Origin of the sequence: [Phormidium] sp. LEGE 05292 (assembly GCF_015207735.1) — a bacterium.
Lineage (GTDB): Bacteria > Cyanobacteriota > Cyanobacteriia > Cyanobacteriales > Aerosakkonemataceae > Floridanema.
Genome location: NZ_JADEWG010000005.1, coordinates 1 through 14,876 on the forward strand (window position 1 = coordinate 1; position 14,876 = coordinate 14,876).

At 39.2% G+C, this 14,876-nt stretch carries 16 protein-coding genes; 8 read left to right on the forward strand and 8 right to left on the reverse strand.

What is annotated here, in order from left to right; translation table 11 throughout:
* Positions 1-60 precede the first annotated feature (60 nt).
* Positions 61-735, reverse strand: a complete 675-nt coding sequence (locus IQ264_RS02740) for a DUF1361 domain-containing protein (protein WP_193978361.1) — start codon at positions 733-735, stop codon at positions 61-63.
* Between the two features lie 213 nt (positions 736-948).
* Here IQ264_RS02740 and psbA point away from each other — a divergent pair, with 213 nt between their 5' ends.
* Positions 949-2,031 (forward strand): photosystem II q(b) protein, encoded by a 1,083-nt coding sequence (gene psbA / locus IQ264_RS02745; RefSeq protein ID WP_193978363.1) that lies wholly within the window; start codon positions 949-951, stop codon positions 2,029-2,031.
* Between the two features lie 273 nt (positions 2,032-2,304).
* Here the strand turns inward: psbA and IQ264_RS02750 are convergent, their stop codons facing one another.
* On the reverse strand, positions 2,305-2,961 hold the full coding sequence (locus IQ264_RS02750; RefSeq protein WP_413470328.1) for a TetR/AcrR family transcriptional regulator: 657 nt from the start codon (positions 2,959-2,961) through the stop codon (positions 2,305-2,307).
* A gap of 235 nt (positions 2,962-3,196) precedes the next feature.
* Between IQ264_RS02750 and IQ264_RS02755 the strand changes: the two genes are divergently transcribed.
* Genes IQ264_RS02755 through IQ264_RS02765 form a run of 3 tightly spaced genes read left to right on the forward strand, consistent with a single transcriptional unit; the run spans position 3,197 to position 6,516 of the window.
* A complete protein-coding gene (locus IQ264_RS02755; RefSeq protein WP_193978365.1) occupies positions 3,197-4,621 on the forward strand; it encodes an ABC exporter membrane fusion protein in 1,425 nt (474 codons plus the stop codon).
* The gene (gene devC, locus IQ264_RS02760; protein WP_193978367.1) at positions 4,618-5,793 is read left to right on the forward strand and encodes an ABC transporter permease DevC; all 1,176 of its coding nucleotides are present in this window, start codon (positions 4,618-4,620) and stop codon (positions 5,791-5,793) included. The genes IQ264_RS02755 and devC overlap by 4 nt, the downstream gene beginning before the upstream one ends.
* A 15-nt stretch (positions 5,794-5,808) precedes the next feature.
* Positions 5,809-6,516, forward strand: a complete 708-nt coding sequence (locus IQ264_RS02765; RefSeq protein ID WP_193978369.1) for a DevA family ABC transporter ATP-binding protein — start codon at positions 5,809-5,811, stop codon at positions 6,514-6,516.
* Positions 6,517-6,667: 151 nt separating this feature from the next.
* Here IQ264_RS02765 and hemJ read toward each other — a convergent pair whose 3' ends face one another.
* From hemJ to IQ264_RS02785, 4 genes are all read right to left on the reverse strand, one after another.
* Positions 6,668-7,234: a protoporphyrinogen oxidase HemJ gene (hemJ, locus tag IQ264_RS02770; protein WP_193978371.1), complete on the reverse strand. Its 567-nt coding sequence runs from the start codon at positions 7,232-7,234 to the stop codon at positions 6,668-6,670.
* Between the two features lie 272 nt (positions 7,235-7,506).
* Entirely contained in the window at positions 7,507-8,274 is a 768-nt protein-coding gene (gene hetL / locus IQ264_RS02775; RefSeq protein WP_322744587.1) for a heterocyst differentiation pentapeptide repeat protein HetL, read from the reverse strand.
* Positions 8,255-9,109: an alpha/beta fold hydrolase gene (locus IQ264_RS02780; protein ID WP_193978373.1), complete on the reverse strand. Its 855-nt coding sequence runs from the start codon at positions 9,107-9,109 to the stop codon at positions 8,255-8,257. Before IQ264_RS02780 ends, hetL begins: the two co-directional genes overlap by 20 nt.
* A gap of 79 nt (positions 9,110-9,188) precedes the next feature.
* Entirely contained in the window at positions 9,189-10,595 is a 1,407-nt protein-coding gene (locus IQ264_RS02785; RefSeq protein WP_193978375.1) for a Rieske 2Fe-2S domain-containing protein, read from the reverse strand.
* Between the two features lie 158 nt (positions 10,596-10,753).
* Between IQ264_RS02785 and IQ264_RS02790 the strand changes: the two genes are divergently transcribed.
* A complete protein-coding gene (locus IQ264_RS02790) occupies positions 10,754-10,957 on the forward strand; it encodes a hypothetical protein (protein WP_193978377.1) in 204 nt (67 codons plus the stop codon).
* Between the two features lie 117 nt (positions 10,958-11,074).
* On the opposite strand, the gene IQ264_RS02795 is transcribed toward IQ264_RS02790, so the two are convergent.
* Together IQ264_RS02795 and IQ264_RS02800 are read right to left on the reverse strand one after the other, a co-directional pair.
* Positions 11,075-11,224, reverse strand: coding sequence for a hypothetical protein (locus tag IQ264_RS02795; protein ID WP_193978379.1), 150 nt, complete (start codon positions 11,222-11,224; stop codon positions 11,075-11,077).
* Between the two features lie 276 nt (positions 11,225-11,500).
* Positions 11,501-11,911, reverse strand: a complete 411-nt coding sequence (locus tag IQ264_RS02800; RefSeq protein WP_193978381.1) for a hypothetical protein — start codon at positions 11,909-11,911, stop codon at positions 11,501-11,503.
* A gap of 195 nt (positions 11,912-12,106) precedes the next feature.
* On the opposite strand from IQ264_RS02800, the gene IQ264_RS02805 reads away from it, so the two are divergent.
* The 3 genes from IQ264_RS02805 (at position 12,107) to dprA (ending at position 14,854) form a co-directional block, all read left to right on the forward strand.
* A complete protein-coding gene (locus IQ264_RS02805; protein WP_193978550.1) occupies positions 12,107-12,895 on the forward strand; it encodes an SAM hydrolase/SAM-dependent halogenase family protein in 789 nt (262 codons plus the stop codon).
* A gap of 55 nt (positions 12,896-12,950) precedes the next feature.
* Positions 12,951-13,613, forward strand: coding sequence for a DUF2301 domain-containing membrane protein (locus IQ264_RS02810; RefSeq protein WP_193978383.1), 663 nt, complete (start codon positions 12,951-12,953; stop codon positions 13,611-13,613).
* Positions 13,614-13,699: 86 nt separating this feature from the next.
* Positions 13,700-14,854, forward strand: coding sequence for a DNA-processing protein DprA (dprA, locus tag IQ264_RS02815; RefSeq protein WP_193978385.1), 1,155 nt, complete (start codon positions 13,700-13,702; stop codon positions 14,852-14,854).
* Positions 14,855-14,876 lie beyond the last annotated feature (22 nt).

Sequence of the window (14,876 nt, forward strand, 5' to 3'; positions counted from 1 at the left end):
CTTGTCCCCTTGTCCCCATCTCCCAATCAACCTAAATATTAAATTTGAATGCCTAGCAGTTTATAAACTAGAGATAGGTTTATGATGATTTATTTGTTTAAATCTTAGGACAATTCCCAAAGTTATTTGTTTCATGATCCAATATAAAATTGTCAAAACTATAAACATAGTAGACATGATTATGATTGGACGTTTCCCAAACAAATCATATATTAAACTATTGATTAAATCCGGGAATTCAGTGATTATGTGCCAACTGTTGAAACGAAGAAATCTTCCTAAATAAACACCTATGGCAGACAGGGCATGAATTACCAATTCAACAGTAACAACGTGGTTTTTTTGCCAACCCTTGCTTTTTAAGAATTTAGCTAAGTTAATTACAGACAACACATAAGCTGTAAAGCCAATGAGTGTAAATAGGAAATATTGGGGAAACAACACTAAAAAAATCATCCATAATGAATCATTTTCTTTAATGTTTTCGATTAAATGAATTAAATCAGTTAAAACATAAGGAGCATTGGGTAAAAAAGCCATAAAAACCACAAATCCTATCCCCCATAAAATGGGATTAAAAATATGTTGAAAAGCTGTAAATCGAGGTAAAATAAACAAAATTATACTTAAACCTAACGGTATCAAGGCTAAAAATAAATTCCACGCCATCCAATCGAAGTTTTCTAAGAAAAGTTGCCGCGCAGAATCAATTTCATTAGTAAGTATGGAGTTCATAATTTAACTTGTTCCCAAAAATTACTCATCTTAATTCTAGATCCCCTACTTCTTGAACAAGTTGGGCATCTGAACGGTTCTTATAAGTAAATTTTATATACTAAGCATATTGACAATGATATAACTATACAGTTATAAATACATACAGCACGGCAAACGCTGTGAACATTCATCAAAAAATAAAGCATTCATCTTTCAGGAGATATCAATTTCATGTCAACTTCTGTAGTCAGACCTACAGGTGATAACCTGTGGACTCGATTCTGCAATTGGATTACCAGCACCGAAAATCGGCTGTATATTGGCTGGTTTGGCGTGTTGTTGATTCCGACGATGCTAACGGCTGCGATCGCATTCATTATCGCCTTCATTGCCGCGCCTCCCGTCGATCTAGATGGAATCCGCGAACCTGTTTCTGGTTCTTTGCTTTACGGCAATAACATCATCACGGCGACGATTGTCCCAACTTCGGCTGCTATTGGCTTGCACCTTTACCCGATGTGGGAAGCCGCTTCTTTGGATGAATGGCTGTACAATGGTGGCCCATATCAGTTAATTGTCCTGCACTTTTTAATTGCGATTTTTGCTTATATGGGTCGGGAATGGGAGTTAAGCTACCGTTTAGGAATGCGTCCTTGGATTCCTGTCGCTTTCTCTGCACCTGTGGCGGCTGCAACTGCGGTTTTGTTGGTTTATCCGATCGGACAAGGCAGTTTTTCTGATGGTTTGATGTTGGGAGTTTCTGGCACTTTCAACTTCATGATTGTGTTCCAAGCTGAACATAATATTTTGATGCACCCATTCCATCAATTAGGTGTAATTGGTGTGTTCGGTGGCGCGTTATTTTCCGCGATGCACGGTTCTTTGGTGACATCTAGTTTGATTCGGGAAACAAGTGAGAACGAATCGGCTAATTATGGTTACAAATTTGGGCAAGAGGAAGAAACTTACAATATCGTAGCTGCTCATGGTTACTTTGGTCGTTTGATCTTCCAATATGCTAGTTTTAACAATGCGCGATCGCTCCATTTTGTCCTCGCAGCTTGGCCCGTTATTGGCATTTGGTTCGCTGCTTTGGGTATTTCTTCAATGGCTTTCAATCTGAATGGTTTTAATTTTAACCAATCAGTTCTTGATGCTGAAGGTCGGGGGATTAATACCTGGGCTGATATTATTAACCGGGCTAGTTTGGGTATTGAGGTAATGCACGAACGCAATGCTCACAATTTCCCTCTGGATTTGGCTGCTGTTGATATGCAACCTGTGGCTTTAGCTGCACCTGTTATTAATGGTTAATTCCCTCTTTTTTTAAGCAGTTTCCCTTTTTAATTTGTTGCCCTGACTCTTGGCGGTTGCAGCTAACAGCTAAGGTCAGGGCTTTTTTTTAACCACAGAGAAGCAGAGGACACAGAGAGAGGAAAGAGGTTGTTTAGATTTTTTGGCTGTGTTGAATATATTGAATTTTTAACGGCAAATGAAAGCAGATGAACGCAGATAAACGCAGATGAAATTTTTAGATTGTCTACTTTTGCAGAACTTTATCCCTAACTTAAAACTCAAAGATTTTCTTCAGTCTTTACAACCGGAGCAACAGGAAATTAAGTGGGTTAGGCTGTCGATTATGCGATCGCTCTCCATTGGAATAATCTCATTTCCGTGTAGCACTTCTTGAGACAGGGTGAAATGAATTAATGCTCCTAAAAATATTCGGGCTGTGGCATCTGGATCGGGAATTTTTAACTCTGGATGATTGGTTAAATATTGAGTTAATGTTTCTAATCCTGGTTTAGCAATATTATTTACAAAAGTTCTCGCTAAATTGGGAAATCTCGCTGATTCTCCAATCACTAACCGCACAAAAGTCATGTACTCTGGATCGTTAGACATCTGATAGATTAATGCAGTGGCTAATTGTCGTAAAAGTATTTTTGGCTCTTCACATAACGACAAACTTCCCATGATTAGCTGAAATTTTTTTTTCGCTAATTTCTCTACTAAGGTCACGAATAATTCTTCTTTGTCCTTAAAGTGGCTGTAAACTGTGGCTTTGGAAACTCCCGCTGTCTTCGCTACTCGATCCATACTAGTTGCGGTGAAGCCTTGCGCTAAAAACTCTTGCATCGCTCCTCGAAGTATCTGCTCTCTCTTATCGTTGATTTCTTCTATTGGTGCGGCTTTACTGACTTTTTTACTCATCCGTTCCCCATTAATTTTGCTTATTTGCATTATTCATCATCCCACCTTGTTCATTATCTACAGGACTTAAGCAAGTATCACATTAATGGATTATCCATAATTCCGCCTCCGGCACCCTTCCCCGTTTACGGGGAGGGGATGGGGGTGGGGTTCTTTATTATGAAATTTTTCCGGGGTACTTGACTCTATTATACTGAACCGTTTAGTATAGCAGTAACAAAACTAAACGGTTTAGTTCTTAAGCTAATCATGTAAGAGGTGCCAAATGCTCGTAGATTCGGGTAAACCCAAGTCTGGGTTAGGCTGGCTAGAAAAATTACTCCCTAAAAATGCTTTGATCGTGGCTACCGCAGCTACTTTGTTAGTCAGTGGGACTAGTGCTTACACAATTTGGCGGTTGCAGTCTTCCCAGTCGGAAGCTTCCCAAGCGCCAGTGGTGGTAGTTCCCCAAATCAAGGTAGTGACGGCTTTGGGACGCTTGGAACCGCAAGGGGAAGTTTTGACAATTTCTGCGCCAGCGTCGGCGGAGGGTAGTCGGGTTGAGCAACTGTTAGTGAAACAGGGAGACAGAGTGAAGGCGGGACAGGAGATTGCGATTTTGGATAGTCGCGATCGCCTAGCTGCATCTTTATTAGAAGCGCAAGAGCAAGTAAAAGTAGCACAGGCTAATTTAGAGAAAGTGTTAGCGGGAGCGAAAAAAGGCGAAGTTGAAGCCCAAAAAGCGACAATTGCCCGAATTTCCGCCGAAAGAGAGAATGAAATAGCCGCGCAAAAGGCGACAATTGCCAGAATTAATGCGGAACGGGAGAGCGAAATTGCGGCGCAAAAAGCCACAATTGCTCGAATTAATGCGGAACGGGAGAGCGAAATTGCCGCACAAAAAGCCACAATTGCACGCTTAGAAGCGGAACTTAGCAATGCTCAAACCGAGTATAAACGCTATGAATTGTTATATAAAGATGGGGCAATTTCTGCTTCAGCTAAAGATAGTAAAAGTTTAACCCTAGCGGCTGCCCAAGCCAGAATTAAAGAGGCGCAAGCTAATTTAAATAAGATTGAAGCATCGCAGTTTGAGCAATTAAAAGAAGCGGAAGCTAACTTAACCAAAATTACTTCATCGAAAGCGCAACAATTAAAGGAAGCAGAAGCTAATTTAACTAAAATTACTGCGGGGAAACAAGAACAAGAAAATGAGGCGAAAGCAACTTTAGAAAGAATAGCCGAAGTTCGTCCAGTAGATGTAGAAATTGCCAAAGCCGAAGTTAGTCAAGCTGAAGCAACAGTGAAAAGGGCGCAGGCAAATTTAGAGACTGCTTATGTGCGATCGCCCCGTGATGCCCAAATTTTAAAAGTTCACACCAAAGCCGGAGAATTAGTTAGTAACGAAGGCATTGTAGAACTGGGAGAAACCAATAAAATGTATGCAGTTGCCGAAGTTTACGAAAGTGACATTAACAAAGTCAAACTTGGGCAAAAAGTGCGAGTAAAAAGTGATTCAATAACTGAAGAATTGCCCGGAACAGTTGAGCAAATTGGCTTACAAGTCAAAAAGCAAAATGTAATTAACACCGACCCTTCAGCAAATATAGATAACCGAGTAGTAGAAGTAAAAATAAAACTTGATGATGCAGCAAGTCAAAAAGTTGCCGGATTGACTAATTTACAAGTAAATGTGGAGATTGAATTATGATCGGTTTTATCCAACAAATTCGCCGCCGCACACCCCTTGGTTGGTTGCAATTAACGAAACAAAAAAGCCGTTTATTGGTAGCAATTTCGGGAGTAGCTTTTGCCGATGTTTTAATGATGATGCAGTTAGGATTTCAATCAGCTTTGTATGAAAGTAACACCAGATTGCATCAAAACTTAAATACAGATTTAGTATTAATCAATCCCCAAGGTCAGAATTTGGTTAATATGTCTAGTTTTCCCCGCAGGCGTTTGTATCAAGCAATGAGTGTAGAGGGAGTAAAATCAGCTGAGCCATTATATGTAAATATTGCTACTTGGAAAAACCCAGAAACCCAAAAGGAAACTAGAATTTTAATCTTAGGCTTTAATCCCAATAAACCTGCTTTTGATTTGCCAGAATTACAGCAAAATTTAAATAAGATTAAAATGCCAGATACGATGTTATTTGATGAAGCATCGCGGGGAACATATCAGGAAACAATTGCCAAAGTTGCCCAAGGTGAAACAGTTAACACTGAGTTAGAAAGACGCACCATTCACATCAATGGATTATATAAAGTTGGTGCTTCTTTTGCTGCTGATGGCAGTTTAATGACTAGCGATCAAAACTTTTTGATGTTATTTCCCAAAAAGTCAGCTTCTAGCGTTAGTATTGGCTTAATTGACTTAGAACCTGGTTACGATCCTCAGCAAGTTGCTAAATCTTTAAAAGCTTATTTGCCGAGTGATGTCAAAGTGTTAACGAAGCAAGAGTTTGTCGAATTTGAAAAGAATTATTGGTCTACAAATACTGCGATCGGGTTTGTATTTAGCTTAGGCGTAACAATGGGGTTTTTGGTAGGCGTAATTATTGTCTATCAAGTTTTATCAACTGATGTGAACGATCATATTGGAGAATACGCCACTTTTAAAGCAATGGGATATAGTCATGCTTATTTTTTAGGTGTGGTATTTGAAGAAGCGGTAATATTAGCAATTCTGGGATTTATTCCTGGGGTAGCTGTGTCTTTGGGAATGTATCGCTTAACCCGAATTGCGACTAATTTACCCATGTATATGACCGTTGCTAGAGCTTTGCAAGTGCTAATTTTAACTATGATAATGTGCGGTATTTCTGGCGTAATTGCAACGCGGAAATTACAAGCTGCCGATCCTGCTGATATGTTTTAATTACGGGTTGAAAAAATGTTACAATCACCAGTTATTGATATTAAGCACCTCGATCATTTCTTCGGTCAAGGTCAACTGAGAAAACAGGTACTTTTCAACATTAATTTGGAGATTCAGGCGGGAGAAGTTATAATTTTAACTGGCCCTTCTGGATCGGGAAAAACTACTCTTTTAACTTTAATTGGCGGACTACGTTCTGTACATGATGGTAGTCTTAAAGTGTTAAATAAAGAGATGTGTAATGCTTCTGCAAAAGAGTTAGTTGAAGCGCGTCGTCGGATTGGTTATATTTTCCAAGCACACAATTTACACAAGAGTTTAACAGCACAACAAAATGTGCAAATGGGGTTGGAGTTACATCCTGAATATTCGGTGGCGGAAATGCGATCGAAGTCCGCCCAAATGTTGGAAGTTGTAGGGTTGGGAAATCGGATCAATTACTACCCGGAGGATTTATCTGGTGGACAAAAACAACGGGTAGCAATTGCGCGGGCTTTAGTCAGTCATCCGAAGATTGTTTTGGCTGATGAACCGACTGCTGCTTTAGATAAAAAGTCGGGTCGAGATGTGGTAAATTTGATGCAAAAGTTGGCTAAGGAACAGGGTTGTACTATCTTAATGGTGACTCATGATAATCGGATTTTGGATATTGCCGATCGCATTGTTCACATGGAAGATGGACAGTTATCTAATGCTAATTTGCAGTTAGTTACTGCTGGGTAATTGAGATTTTTTTTTGAACCACGTTCGCGTAGCGGTGCGTAGCACTTAGACACGAAGGACACGAAGGAAGAAGAAGAAAGAATAAGAAGAAAACTATTTTCTTTATCTGTGTTTATCTGTGTTCATCTGCGGTTAAAAAAAGATCTCAAACCTAAGACTTAGCTGCTAAATCCATCTTACTTTCATTTTGTTGGCGAATTTTGGCATAAATTTTATAAATCGCCACAATCACCAAAGTTAACGCTATCAGGCTAGCAATAGCTGAATTTACTGGTAAGCTTTGTTTGAAAACAGCTAACAAAACGATCGCCAATAACAACACAGTCGGAACTTCATTTAAAATCCGAAACTGTTCGCTTTTCCAAGTAGATGTTCCTGCGGCTAACTGTTTCATAATTCGACCGCAGTAAAAATGATAACCGATTAAAACGGCGACTAAAAGCAATTTAAAATGTAACCAAGGACTTTTTAAAACATCGGGTTCTGTGAAGAGAATTGCGATCGCCATTGCTGCTGTCACTACCATTCCTGGTGTAGTAATAATGTTGAAGAGGCGTTTCTCCATTATTTCATATTGTTGCTTGAGAATTGTTTTTGCAGGTTCGGGTTTTTCCTCTGCTTCAGCATGGTAAACAAACAGACGCACTATATAAAACAACCCAGCAAACCAAACAACAATTCCTATTAAGTGAAATGTTTTAAACCAAAGATAAGCCATGACTCATTTCCTGCAAAAGTCTCGACCCAACATTTTAGCATTGTGGGAGGTGTTGCGATCGCACTCTATGTAATATCAAATCGCCGATCCCCCTAAATCCCCCTTAATAAGGGGGACTTAAACCAAATTCTTGCCCCTATTAAGGGGGACTTAAACCCAATTCTTGCCCCTATTAAGAGGGACTTAAACCCAATTCTTGTCCCCCCCTTATTAAGGGGGGTTAGGGGGGATCAAGCATCTGTAGCAAAATGACTAATGACTAATGATAAGTATCAATCATGAACAGAACCATCTGGCATAATTGCGCCTGTTAAATTAGCATCAGTTAAGATAGTTCTGGTTAAATCTGCGCCTAATAAATTAGCTTTTTGTAAATTCGCTCCTGTCAAATCAGCGTAGCTCAAATCTGCACCTTGCAAACTAGCTTCACTGAGATCTGTTTGATAAACTTGCTCCTTTTTCCAAACTGCTAAATTAGCGCGACAAAGTTTAGCACCATCCAATTTAGCTTGACTTAGTTGCACTCCATTTAAATGAGCATAACTGAGATCTGCATCACTCAAAATCGCACCTTTTAGATCGGTGATTTGATGTGAAGTAGGACGAAGATCGGCTTCAAACAAGATTGCTTTAGCTAGATTTGCATTACTCAAATTACAACCACACAAACAAGCTTTAGCAAAATTTGTTTGTTCTAAGTTCGCTTTAATTAATATTGCACCACTTAAATCTGCTTCGCGCAATTGTGCTAGAGAAATATCAGCTTCAGTTAAATCTGCACCCCAAAGAATTATTTCACTTAAATTTGCTTGACTGAGGTTAGCTTGAACTAGATTTGAGTGTCCTAATCTAGCTTCGCGCAAGTCACTATTGCTGAGGTTAGCACTGTGAAGATTAGCACTCACCAAATTAGCTTCCCGCAAATCAACTCCAGCTAAATCAACTTCAGCAAAATCTCTTTCTGCTGCTTCATACCGTCTCAGCAGTTCATCAACATTCATAATTTTTATACTTTTACCTTTATGTGCGTTTTGTATCATGACACAATTTTATTAAAAAAGTTCTAATAGTTTGATTAAACTTTTTTGGTTCAACTAAAAATGCCCAGTGATTTCCCGTAACTTGGGTAATTTGCAAATTTTTAAGATACTTTTTATAGGGTTGTAATTGCCAATCAAAGCGATTTACACCTTTTTCTGGCTGGATAAACAAACTGGGAATATCGATCGCACTAACAAACCCCGGTTCTAGCATTACTTCATCAAAAATACCATTTCGCGCCGCAATTGTAAATTTACTTACCCAAGTTCCATCAGCTTTTTGCACCAGACTTTCTTGAAAAATTTGCTGTTGTAAAGGAGTCCAACCTTGATATTGATTTAATAATTTTGCCTGTGCGACAGCTTGTTCATAAGTAGCAAATGGCCCCATACCTTTCAAAAAAGGTAAAACTTGATATAACATGGGAAATGTTAGCTTAACTAAGCTGGGAAATTTCCAAATAAAAATCGGATCGACTAAGATTATACTGCGAAAACGTTGGGGATTTTGTCTTGCCCAAATCGCCGCTAATTTCCCAGTCCAAGAATGTCCTAAAATATGAGCACTTTGCCATCCTAACTTATCCATTAATGCTTCTAAATCGGCGATCGCACTCACAAAACTATAATCCTTTTCCGGTTTACTACTCTCCCCATGTCCCCGCATATCCGGCGCAACCACATGAAATTCATCAGCTAAATCATCACCCAAACTAGACCATACCAACGCATGATCCGCTAACCCATGCAACAATAACACAGGTTCTTTTCCTGAGTTCCATTCTAAATAAGAAAGTTGAATTTCTGGAGTTGATAAAGTTTGACGCACTGGCATTTTTACCACTTTTCTTAGTTCGTTGTAACGACTTCAGTCGGTTTATTTAAAAGTATACGACTAAAGTCGTCACAACAAACTACTTATTACCCTTTTCCAGCATATTGCGTGGTGGTATATTCTCACCTTGGTAAAATCGTTTTTCCAACTTACCAAGATACAACCAAACTGCACCAAAAGCTAGAGTTAATAAAGTTAACAAAGCTGTTGGTAAAACCGCTTTTTGATTCAGTAAAACTGCGATAATTGGTGCGATCGTCCACGCGATCGCAATACCAACCCCTAACCCCAATCTAACTTTCTGAATGTTCGCCAAAGCAGTCCGACAACTATTACATTTAGTTGTGTGCGAGTGATACCTATCTAACAATTCCTCACGAGACAAAGCCGGAGGCAAACTAGTATTAGGAAATGGATCGACACTATATTGATTCACCCATTGCCGCAACTCAAACACAAAACTATCTGCTTTTGTTGGCAGATAAAAAGCCTTGGTAAAATTCTCACTTCCCGCTTCTTCTAAATAACGTTCTTGATGATGCAAGAAAATTTGGTCATCCTCCAAAACGCGATTTTGTCCCAAATGAGAATACCAACGCGGAGTCAACTTAATAAATAAACCAGGCAACTTCGAGGAAAACTTAAAAGGAAAAATCGCAAACAATCTACATTCGCCTTTGCGAATTGGAGTAGCATAAACTACAGTCAAAGTTCTACCAAACTGTTTAGAAGTTAAGTCATGCCACATCAAATTCGGCGCAATAAAAGTAGTATCTTGCCTTCCTAAAGTACCCTTTCTTGGCCCTTCTTGCCAAACACCTTTAAAGCCATGTTTACCAGACTCAGTAACTTCTAATTCCACTGGGCTAGCATTACTCCGATTTCCCACCGTGCGATGATGAGTGTAAGGAACATGACTCGCATCCAAGACATTTTCTAACAGTGTCAAAGCATCATAAGGCAAATCCCGAAAAGTATTAATACAAATCCATTCATCAGGATTCTCTTCTATTGCTTCCACAATTGGAACTTTGGTTAATGCTGCATTTTCCGCTTTTCCCGGATAAACAAACAACATTCCTTGCTTTTCAATTGTCGGTAAAGAAGCAACACAAGCCCTTTTAGAAGTTTGGGCTTTACTATCAGCAATTTGCTGAGGAATGCGCTGACAATCGCCATTTCCCGCAAAAGCCCAACCGTGATAAGGACATTCTAATAAACCATCTTCAGCAACTCTACCTTCAGAAAGACGCGCCAAACGATGGGGACATTTATCATCAAAAACTCTCCAAGTTGAAGTGTTTTTATCCCACCAAATGACAATATCTCTTCCTAGCAGAGTAAACGGTGTAGGTTGCGACTTGTCCAAGTCTGCGACATAATGCACGGGATACCAAGCTTCTTGCCAGTCGAAGCAGTTGGGATCTTTCCCACCCGCAAGCATTTCTGCTGTTGTATTCTCAAGTGTTGGGGAAGTTGTCACCATACTTTGCGTCTCTACTCATTTCCACCTTCTTAATTGTGACTTTTATCTTAAATTTTTGCTGCTCATGTCCCCTGAATGCTAAGTTTATAGCTGCCCATGCTTAATTTATTGAAAATTAGTAATATAAAGACACAAGCTAAAGAATATAGGAATACAAAATGAATCCATGCCCTAAATGTGGTGGAATTATTAATGTCAAATTGTTAAAACGGCGGATTGATGCTCCACCAATATATTCTTATACCTGTGCTGATTGTGGTTATTCTTTACAAGAACAAGAGTTAGAAAATAATGATGGTGACAGACAAGCACATTACCGAATGAGTATGCCTGAAGATATAAAAATGTACCTTCCCGATTAATGAAATCTAAAATGCAAAATCCAAAATCTCAAATCAAAAGACCCCGTTGTATTGAAGGTAACGGGGTCTTTTGAAAAAGAAAACTTTGGTAGGCATAACCTACCCTTTTGAATTTGATTACAGTTGGCGCATTTCTGCTTCCAACATCTGCACCAGATGGTTATCTCCCCTAGCTCTGGCAACTTCCAGACGATGTTCGAGTCTTCTTTGGATGTTGGCGCGATGGACATCAGCGACTCTTTGTAGATCTTCACGTTTTCTGTTCATTTTGGACTCTTTCTTTTACTTAACTGCTGTATGTTCTATAGCCTTATTATAACTAAAACTTGGAAAACTGTATCTTAGTTTACAGAAATTTATTTACTGGTTCTTGCGAAACTAATTTCTCACAAAACAGCTTTTCACCCAATTGTAGGATGCCAATCAAAGCAGGCTGTGCATTGAAAGTTTTAAGCGATCTATATGCACCAACAAAAACTGGATACTGCTTAAATCAGAGAATGCCCTGAGATGTGGTTGTGAGGGCATTCTGTTAGTTTATTGCTATCTGCAAAGTTCTTTGTAGATTACATCGGGATCGATCGCAAATATATTTGGATTCTTGGAAACATAAATTGCAGAACCATTTTTAAGTACTAGAGTCGGCGGTTGGGTTGCCTTTGGGTTGTAAGCTGAAGTGTTGCTTATGCGATCGCCATAAGGTGATAATCGATTCCAAATCGAAGGAATTGCTGAATTTGAGCTATTGACTTTTGGTGAACGGCAGATACTATCAGCCAAAGACTTGTCACTCGATACTAGTCCCAAGTCTTTATTACGGAAACCAATCAATCTTGCTTGCCCATCTATGTTGCGTAGGAACAGAAAGTTGAGAGAACGCTGTTGAGCGTTAGCAATCGTAGCAGTCAAACCAATCAAAGCACTAATAGCAACCAATCCAAGTTTAATTCTCATTTGACTAAAACCGTATATCCTGTGCTTAGTGTTCCCAATTAAACAGCGTTGCTAACGAAATTATTCGTATGATCTCCAACACTTGTGGTGGAAAACCCTACTTTTGGGCACTGGGGACTGCCATCGACTAGGCACTGGGATTTCTGATGAACTAAGCACTTTAATTCCAATACCATCGGAAACGATATGAAATTAATGAATAAACAAAGAATTGTTACTCTGTTAACTGATTTTGGTTTAAGCGATGTCTATGTTGGAGTGATGAAAGGTGTAATTGCCCAAATTAATCCAAGTTTAAAAGTAATCGATTTAACTCATGAAATTCCTCCACAAAATTTGGCTGCTGGTAGATTTTGTTTAATGAATGCTGTGCCTTATTTTCCCAAAGAGACTGTACATATTGCTGTGGTAGATCCAGGTGTGGGAAGTAATAGACAAGCAGTAGCGATCGAGTTTGCTGGCGGTTTTTTAGTTGGCCCAAATAACGGTTTATTTAGTGGTATTATTAGCCAAAATCCCGTTATTTCAGCAGTTGAATTAACTAATTCTCAGTACTGGCGCACTGCTTCGCCTAGCACAACTTTTCATGGTCGAGATATTTTTGCCGCAGTGGGAGCACATCTGGCTAGTGGTGTTTCTTTAGAGGAGTTGGGAACAGTAATTAATCCTGAAAGTTTGGTAAAATTGGCAATCGCTGAATGCCGAGAAAAAGAGGGAATTGTCGAGGGTTGTATTCAGTATATCGATCGCTTCGGCAACCTAATCACCAATATCCCAGGTAATTTAGTAATCGGCAAAACTTGGAATGTGGAAATTGCCGAAGTAAGCATCCCAGGTAAAAAAATTTACAGCGACAGTCCGATAGGTAGTTTAATTGCTTTAGTTGGTAGTCATGGCTGGGTAGAAATTGCGGTTAATAATGGTAATGCTCAGTCAAAGTTACAACTAAATTATGGAGATGGGGTAAAGATATTACTGAATTAATGAATCGTAGATACAATTAACTAAAGGTGTTCTCTGAAGTTTAGCGGTTGAAAATATGACTCAAGTACTAGATGCGTCTGAAGCGAGAGTTTATCAAGGACAATTTGGGGAGTTTACAATTACTCAGAGCGATCGCACAGGCGTAATCATCTATCGTGCCAGCTTAATCATAGCAGCTTTAAGTTTTGCCACTGCTACTTGGTTAGTTCTGGTTCAAATTAATAACCCAATTACCCTCAATTTAGTAACCCTTTTGTATGCAACCTTTTGTATAGCTTTGGGAGTTAGTTTATTCACAATTCATATTTACATGGCAGCTTTGCATCGCACATTACAAATTTTTTGGGGAATCGGAGTTTTCACTTCCATTGTATTAGCTATCCAAAGCCAACAACCCCTAGCCTTGTATATTTATCAGCATCCATTAACCATCTTGGGAGTCGGATTTCTCTTTGCCGCTTTAACAGGAATTTATTTTAAAGAAGCCTTTTGTTTCAACCGTTTAGAAACCAAAGTCCTGACACCAATAGTACCTTTGTTATTAGTAGGACATCTCTTTAACTTGATTCCCCCAGACATCGAACAAGTTTTATTAGCGATTTGGGCAGTTTTGTTTGTAGTATTTGCTGGGCGAAAAATCCTGCAAGAAATTCCCCAAGATATTGGTGATAAAAGCGTTTTTGAATACTTGAAAAACCAGCCTAAAGCCAAAGCTTGAGGAAAGTGGAAATTTTGCTTTAAGATGTATTTGCCAGCAAGAATCATGGGATAATCAAATCAGAAGCGAGTAATTTATTTTAAGTAGTGGAAGAACGGGTATTTTGGTTAGCTTGGTCGCAAGTTTCGGGAGTCGGCCCAATTTTGCTCAAACGACTGCAACAGCATTTTATTTCCTTGTCAGCAGCTTGGGAAGCAACTCCAAATCAACTCAGGGAAGTGGAGGGATTTGGTAATAAAACAGTGCAGGCGGTGGTGGAAAAAAGGTCAAAAATTGACCCCGAAAAACTGCTCAAACAACACTTAGAAAAAAACCCTGATTTTTGGACACCAGCTGATGCCGAATATCCCCGTTTATTGTTAGAAACACCTAACCCACCACCAGTACTTTATTACCGAGGAAAAACCCAACTTTCCGAAAACCAAGGTATCACACCCACAGTTGCTATTGTTGGTACTCGTTCCCTTTCCGAATATGGTAAACGTTGGACGAGAAAAATTAGTGCCGCTTTAACTAAACAAGGATTTACCATAGTTTCCGGCATGGCAGAAGGCATTGATACCGAAGCACATGATGCTTGTTTAGAAGTAGGTGGACGGACTTTAGCAGTGTTAGGAACTGGTGTGGATGTGGTTTATCCGCCTAGTAATCGCAGTTTGTACGATCGCATTTTAAATAACGGTTTAGTATTAAGTGAATATCCTGCCGGAACTCAACCCCATCGGACTAGTTTTCCACCCCGAAATCGCATCATTGCAGGTTTAAGTCGAGCAGTATTAGTAATGGAAGCGCCCAATAAGTCTGGAGCTTTAATTACTGCTGATTTTGCCAAAGATTTGCAACGAGATATTTATGTCTTACCTGCTCGATTAGATGATTATCAATTTCATGGTTGCTTAAAATTATTAAACAAAGGAGCTAACGCAATTCCAGTTGAATTCGATCAACTTTTAACCATGTTGGGAGCAAAACCTGTAGCAGACAAAGAAGATTTTTCATCCTTACCATTATTTAATCAACCGCAAATTGATCGATCGCAAACACCAATTCAACCACCAACTCCTGAATTAGAACCAGATTTACAACAGGTTTTCCAAACTCTTACCACAGAACCTTTATCCTTTGATCTAATAGTGCAACAAAGCGGTTTAGCGGCGAGTGTTGTTTCCAGTGCATTGTTGCAATTAGAATTAATGGGATTAGTAACTCAATTGCCAGGAATGAGGTATCAGAAATGTTAGTCAGTAGTTTATTTAACTTGTA

Excerpts from the sequence above, each read along its gene's own strand:
- IQ264_RS02740 (WP_193978361.1), bottom strand. The coding sequence starts at position 735 with ATGAACTCCATACTTACTAATGAAATTGATTCTGCGCGGCAACTTTTC.
- psbA (WP_193978363.1), top strand. The coding sequence starts at position 949 with ATGTCAACTTCTGTAGTCAGACCTACAGGTGATAACCTGTGGACTCGA.
- IQ264_RS02750 (WP_413470328.1), bottom strand. The coding sequence starts at position 2,961 with ATGCAAATAAGCAAAATTAATGGGGAACGGATGAGTAAAAAAGTCAGT.
- IQ264_RS02755 (WP_193978365.1), top strand. The coding sequence starts at position 3,197 with ATGCTCGTAGATTCGGGTAAACCCAAGTCTGGGTTAGGCTGGCTAGAA.
- devC (WP_193978367.1), top strand. The coding sequence starts at position 4,618 with ATGATCGGTTTTATCCAACAAATTCGCCGCCGCACACCCCTTGGTTGG.
- IQ264_RS02765 (WP_193978369.1), top strand. The coding sequence starts at position 5,809 with ATGTTACAATCACCAGTTATTGATATTAAGCACCTCGATCATTTCTTC.
- hemJ (WP_193978371.1), bottom strand. The coding sequence starts at position 7,234 with ATGGCTTATCTTTGGTTTAAAACATTTCACTTAATAGGAATTGTTGTT.
- hetL (WP_322744587.1), bottom strand. The coding sequence starts at position 8,274 with ATGATACAAAACGCACATAAAGGTAAAAGTATAAAAATTATGAATGTT.
- IQ264_RS02780 (WP_193978373.1), bottom strand. The coding sequence starts at position 9,109 with ATGCCAGTGCGTCAAACTTTATCAACTCCAGAAATTCAACTTTCTTAT.
- IQ264_RS02785 (WP_193978375.1), bottom strand. The coding sequence starts at position 10,595 with ATGGTGACAACTTCCCCAACACTTGAGAATACAACAGCAGAAATGCTT.
- IQ264_RS02790 (WP_193978377.1), top strand. The coding sequence starts at position 10,754 with ATGAATCCATGCCCTAAATGTGGTGGAATTATTAATGTCAAATTGTTA.
- IQ264_RS02795 (WP_193978379.1), bottom strand. The coding sequence starts at position 11,224 with ATGAACAGAAAACGTGAAGATCTACAAAGAGTCGCTGATGTCCATCGC.
- IQ264_RS02800 (WP_193978381.1), bottom strand. The coding sequence starts at position 11,911 with ATGAGAATTAAACTTGGATTGGTTGCTATTAGTGCTTTGATTGGTTTG.
- IQ264_RS02805 (WP_193978550.1), top strand. The coding sequence starts at position 12,107 with ATGAATAAACAAAGAATTGTTACTCTGTTAACTGATTTTGGTTTAAGC.
- IQ264_RS02810 (WP_193978383.1), top strand. The coding sequence starts at position 12,951 with ATGACTCAAGTACTAGATGCGTCTGAAGCGAGAGTTTATCAAGGACAA.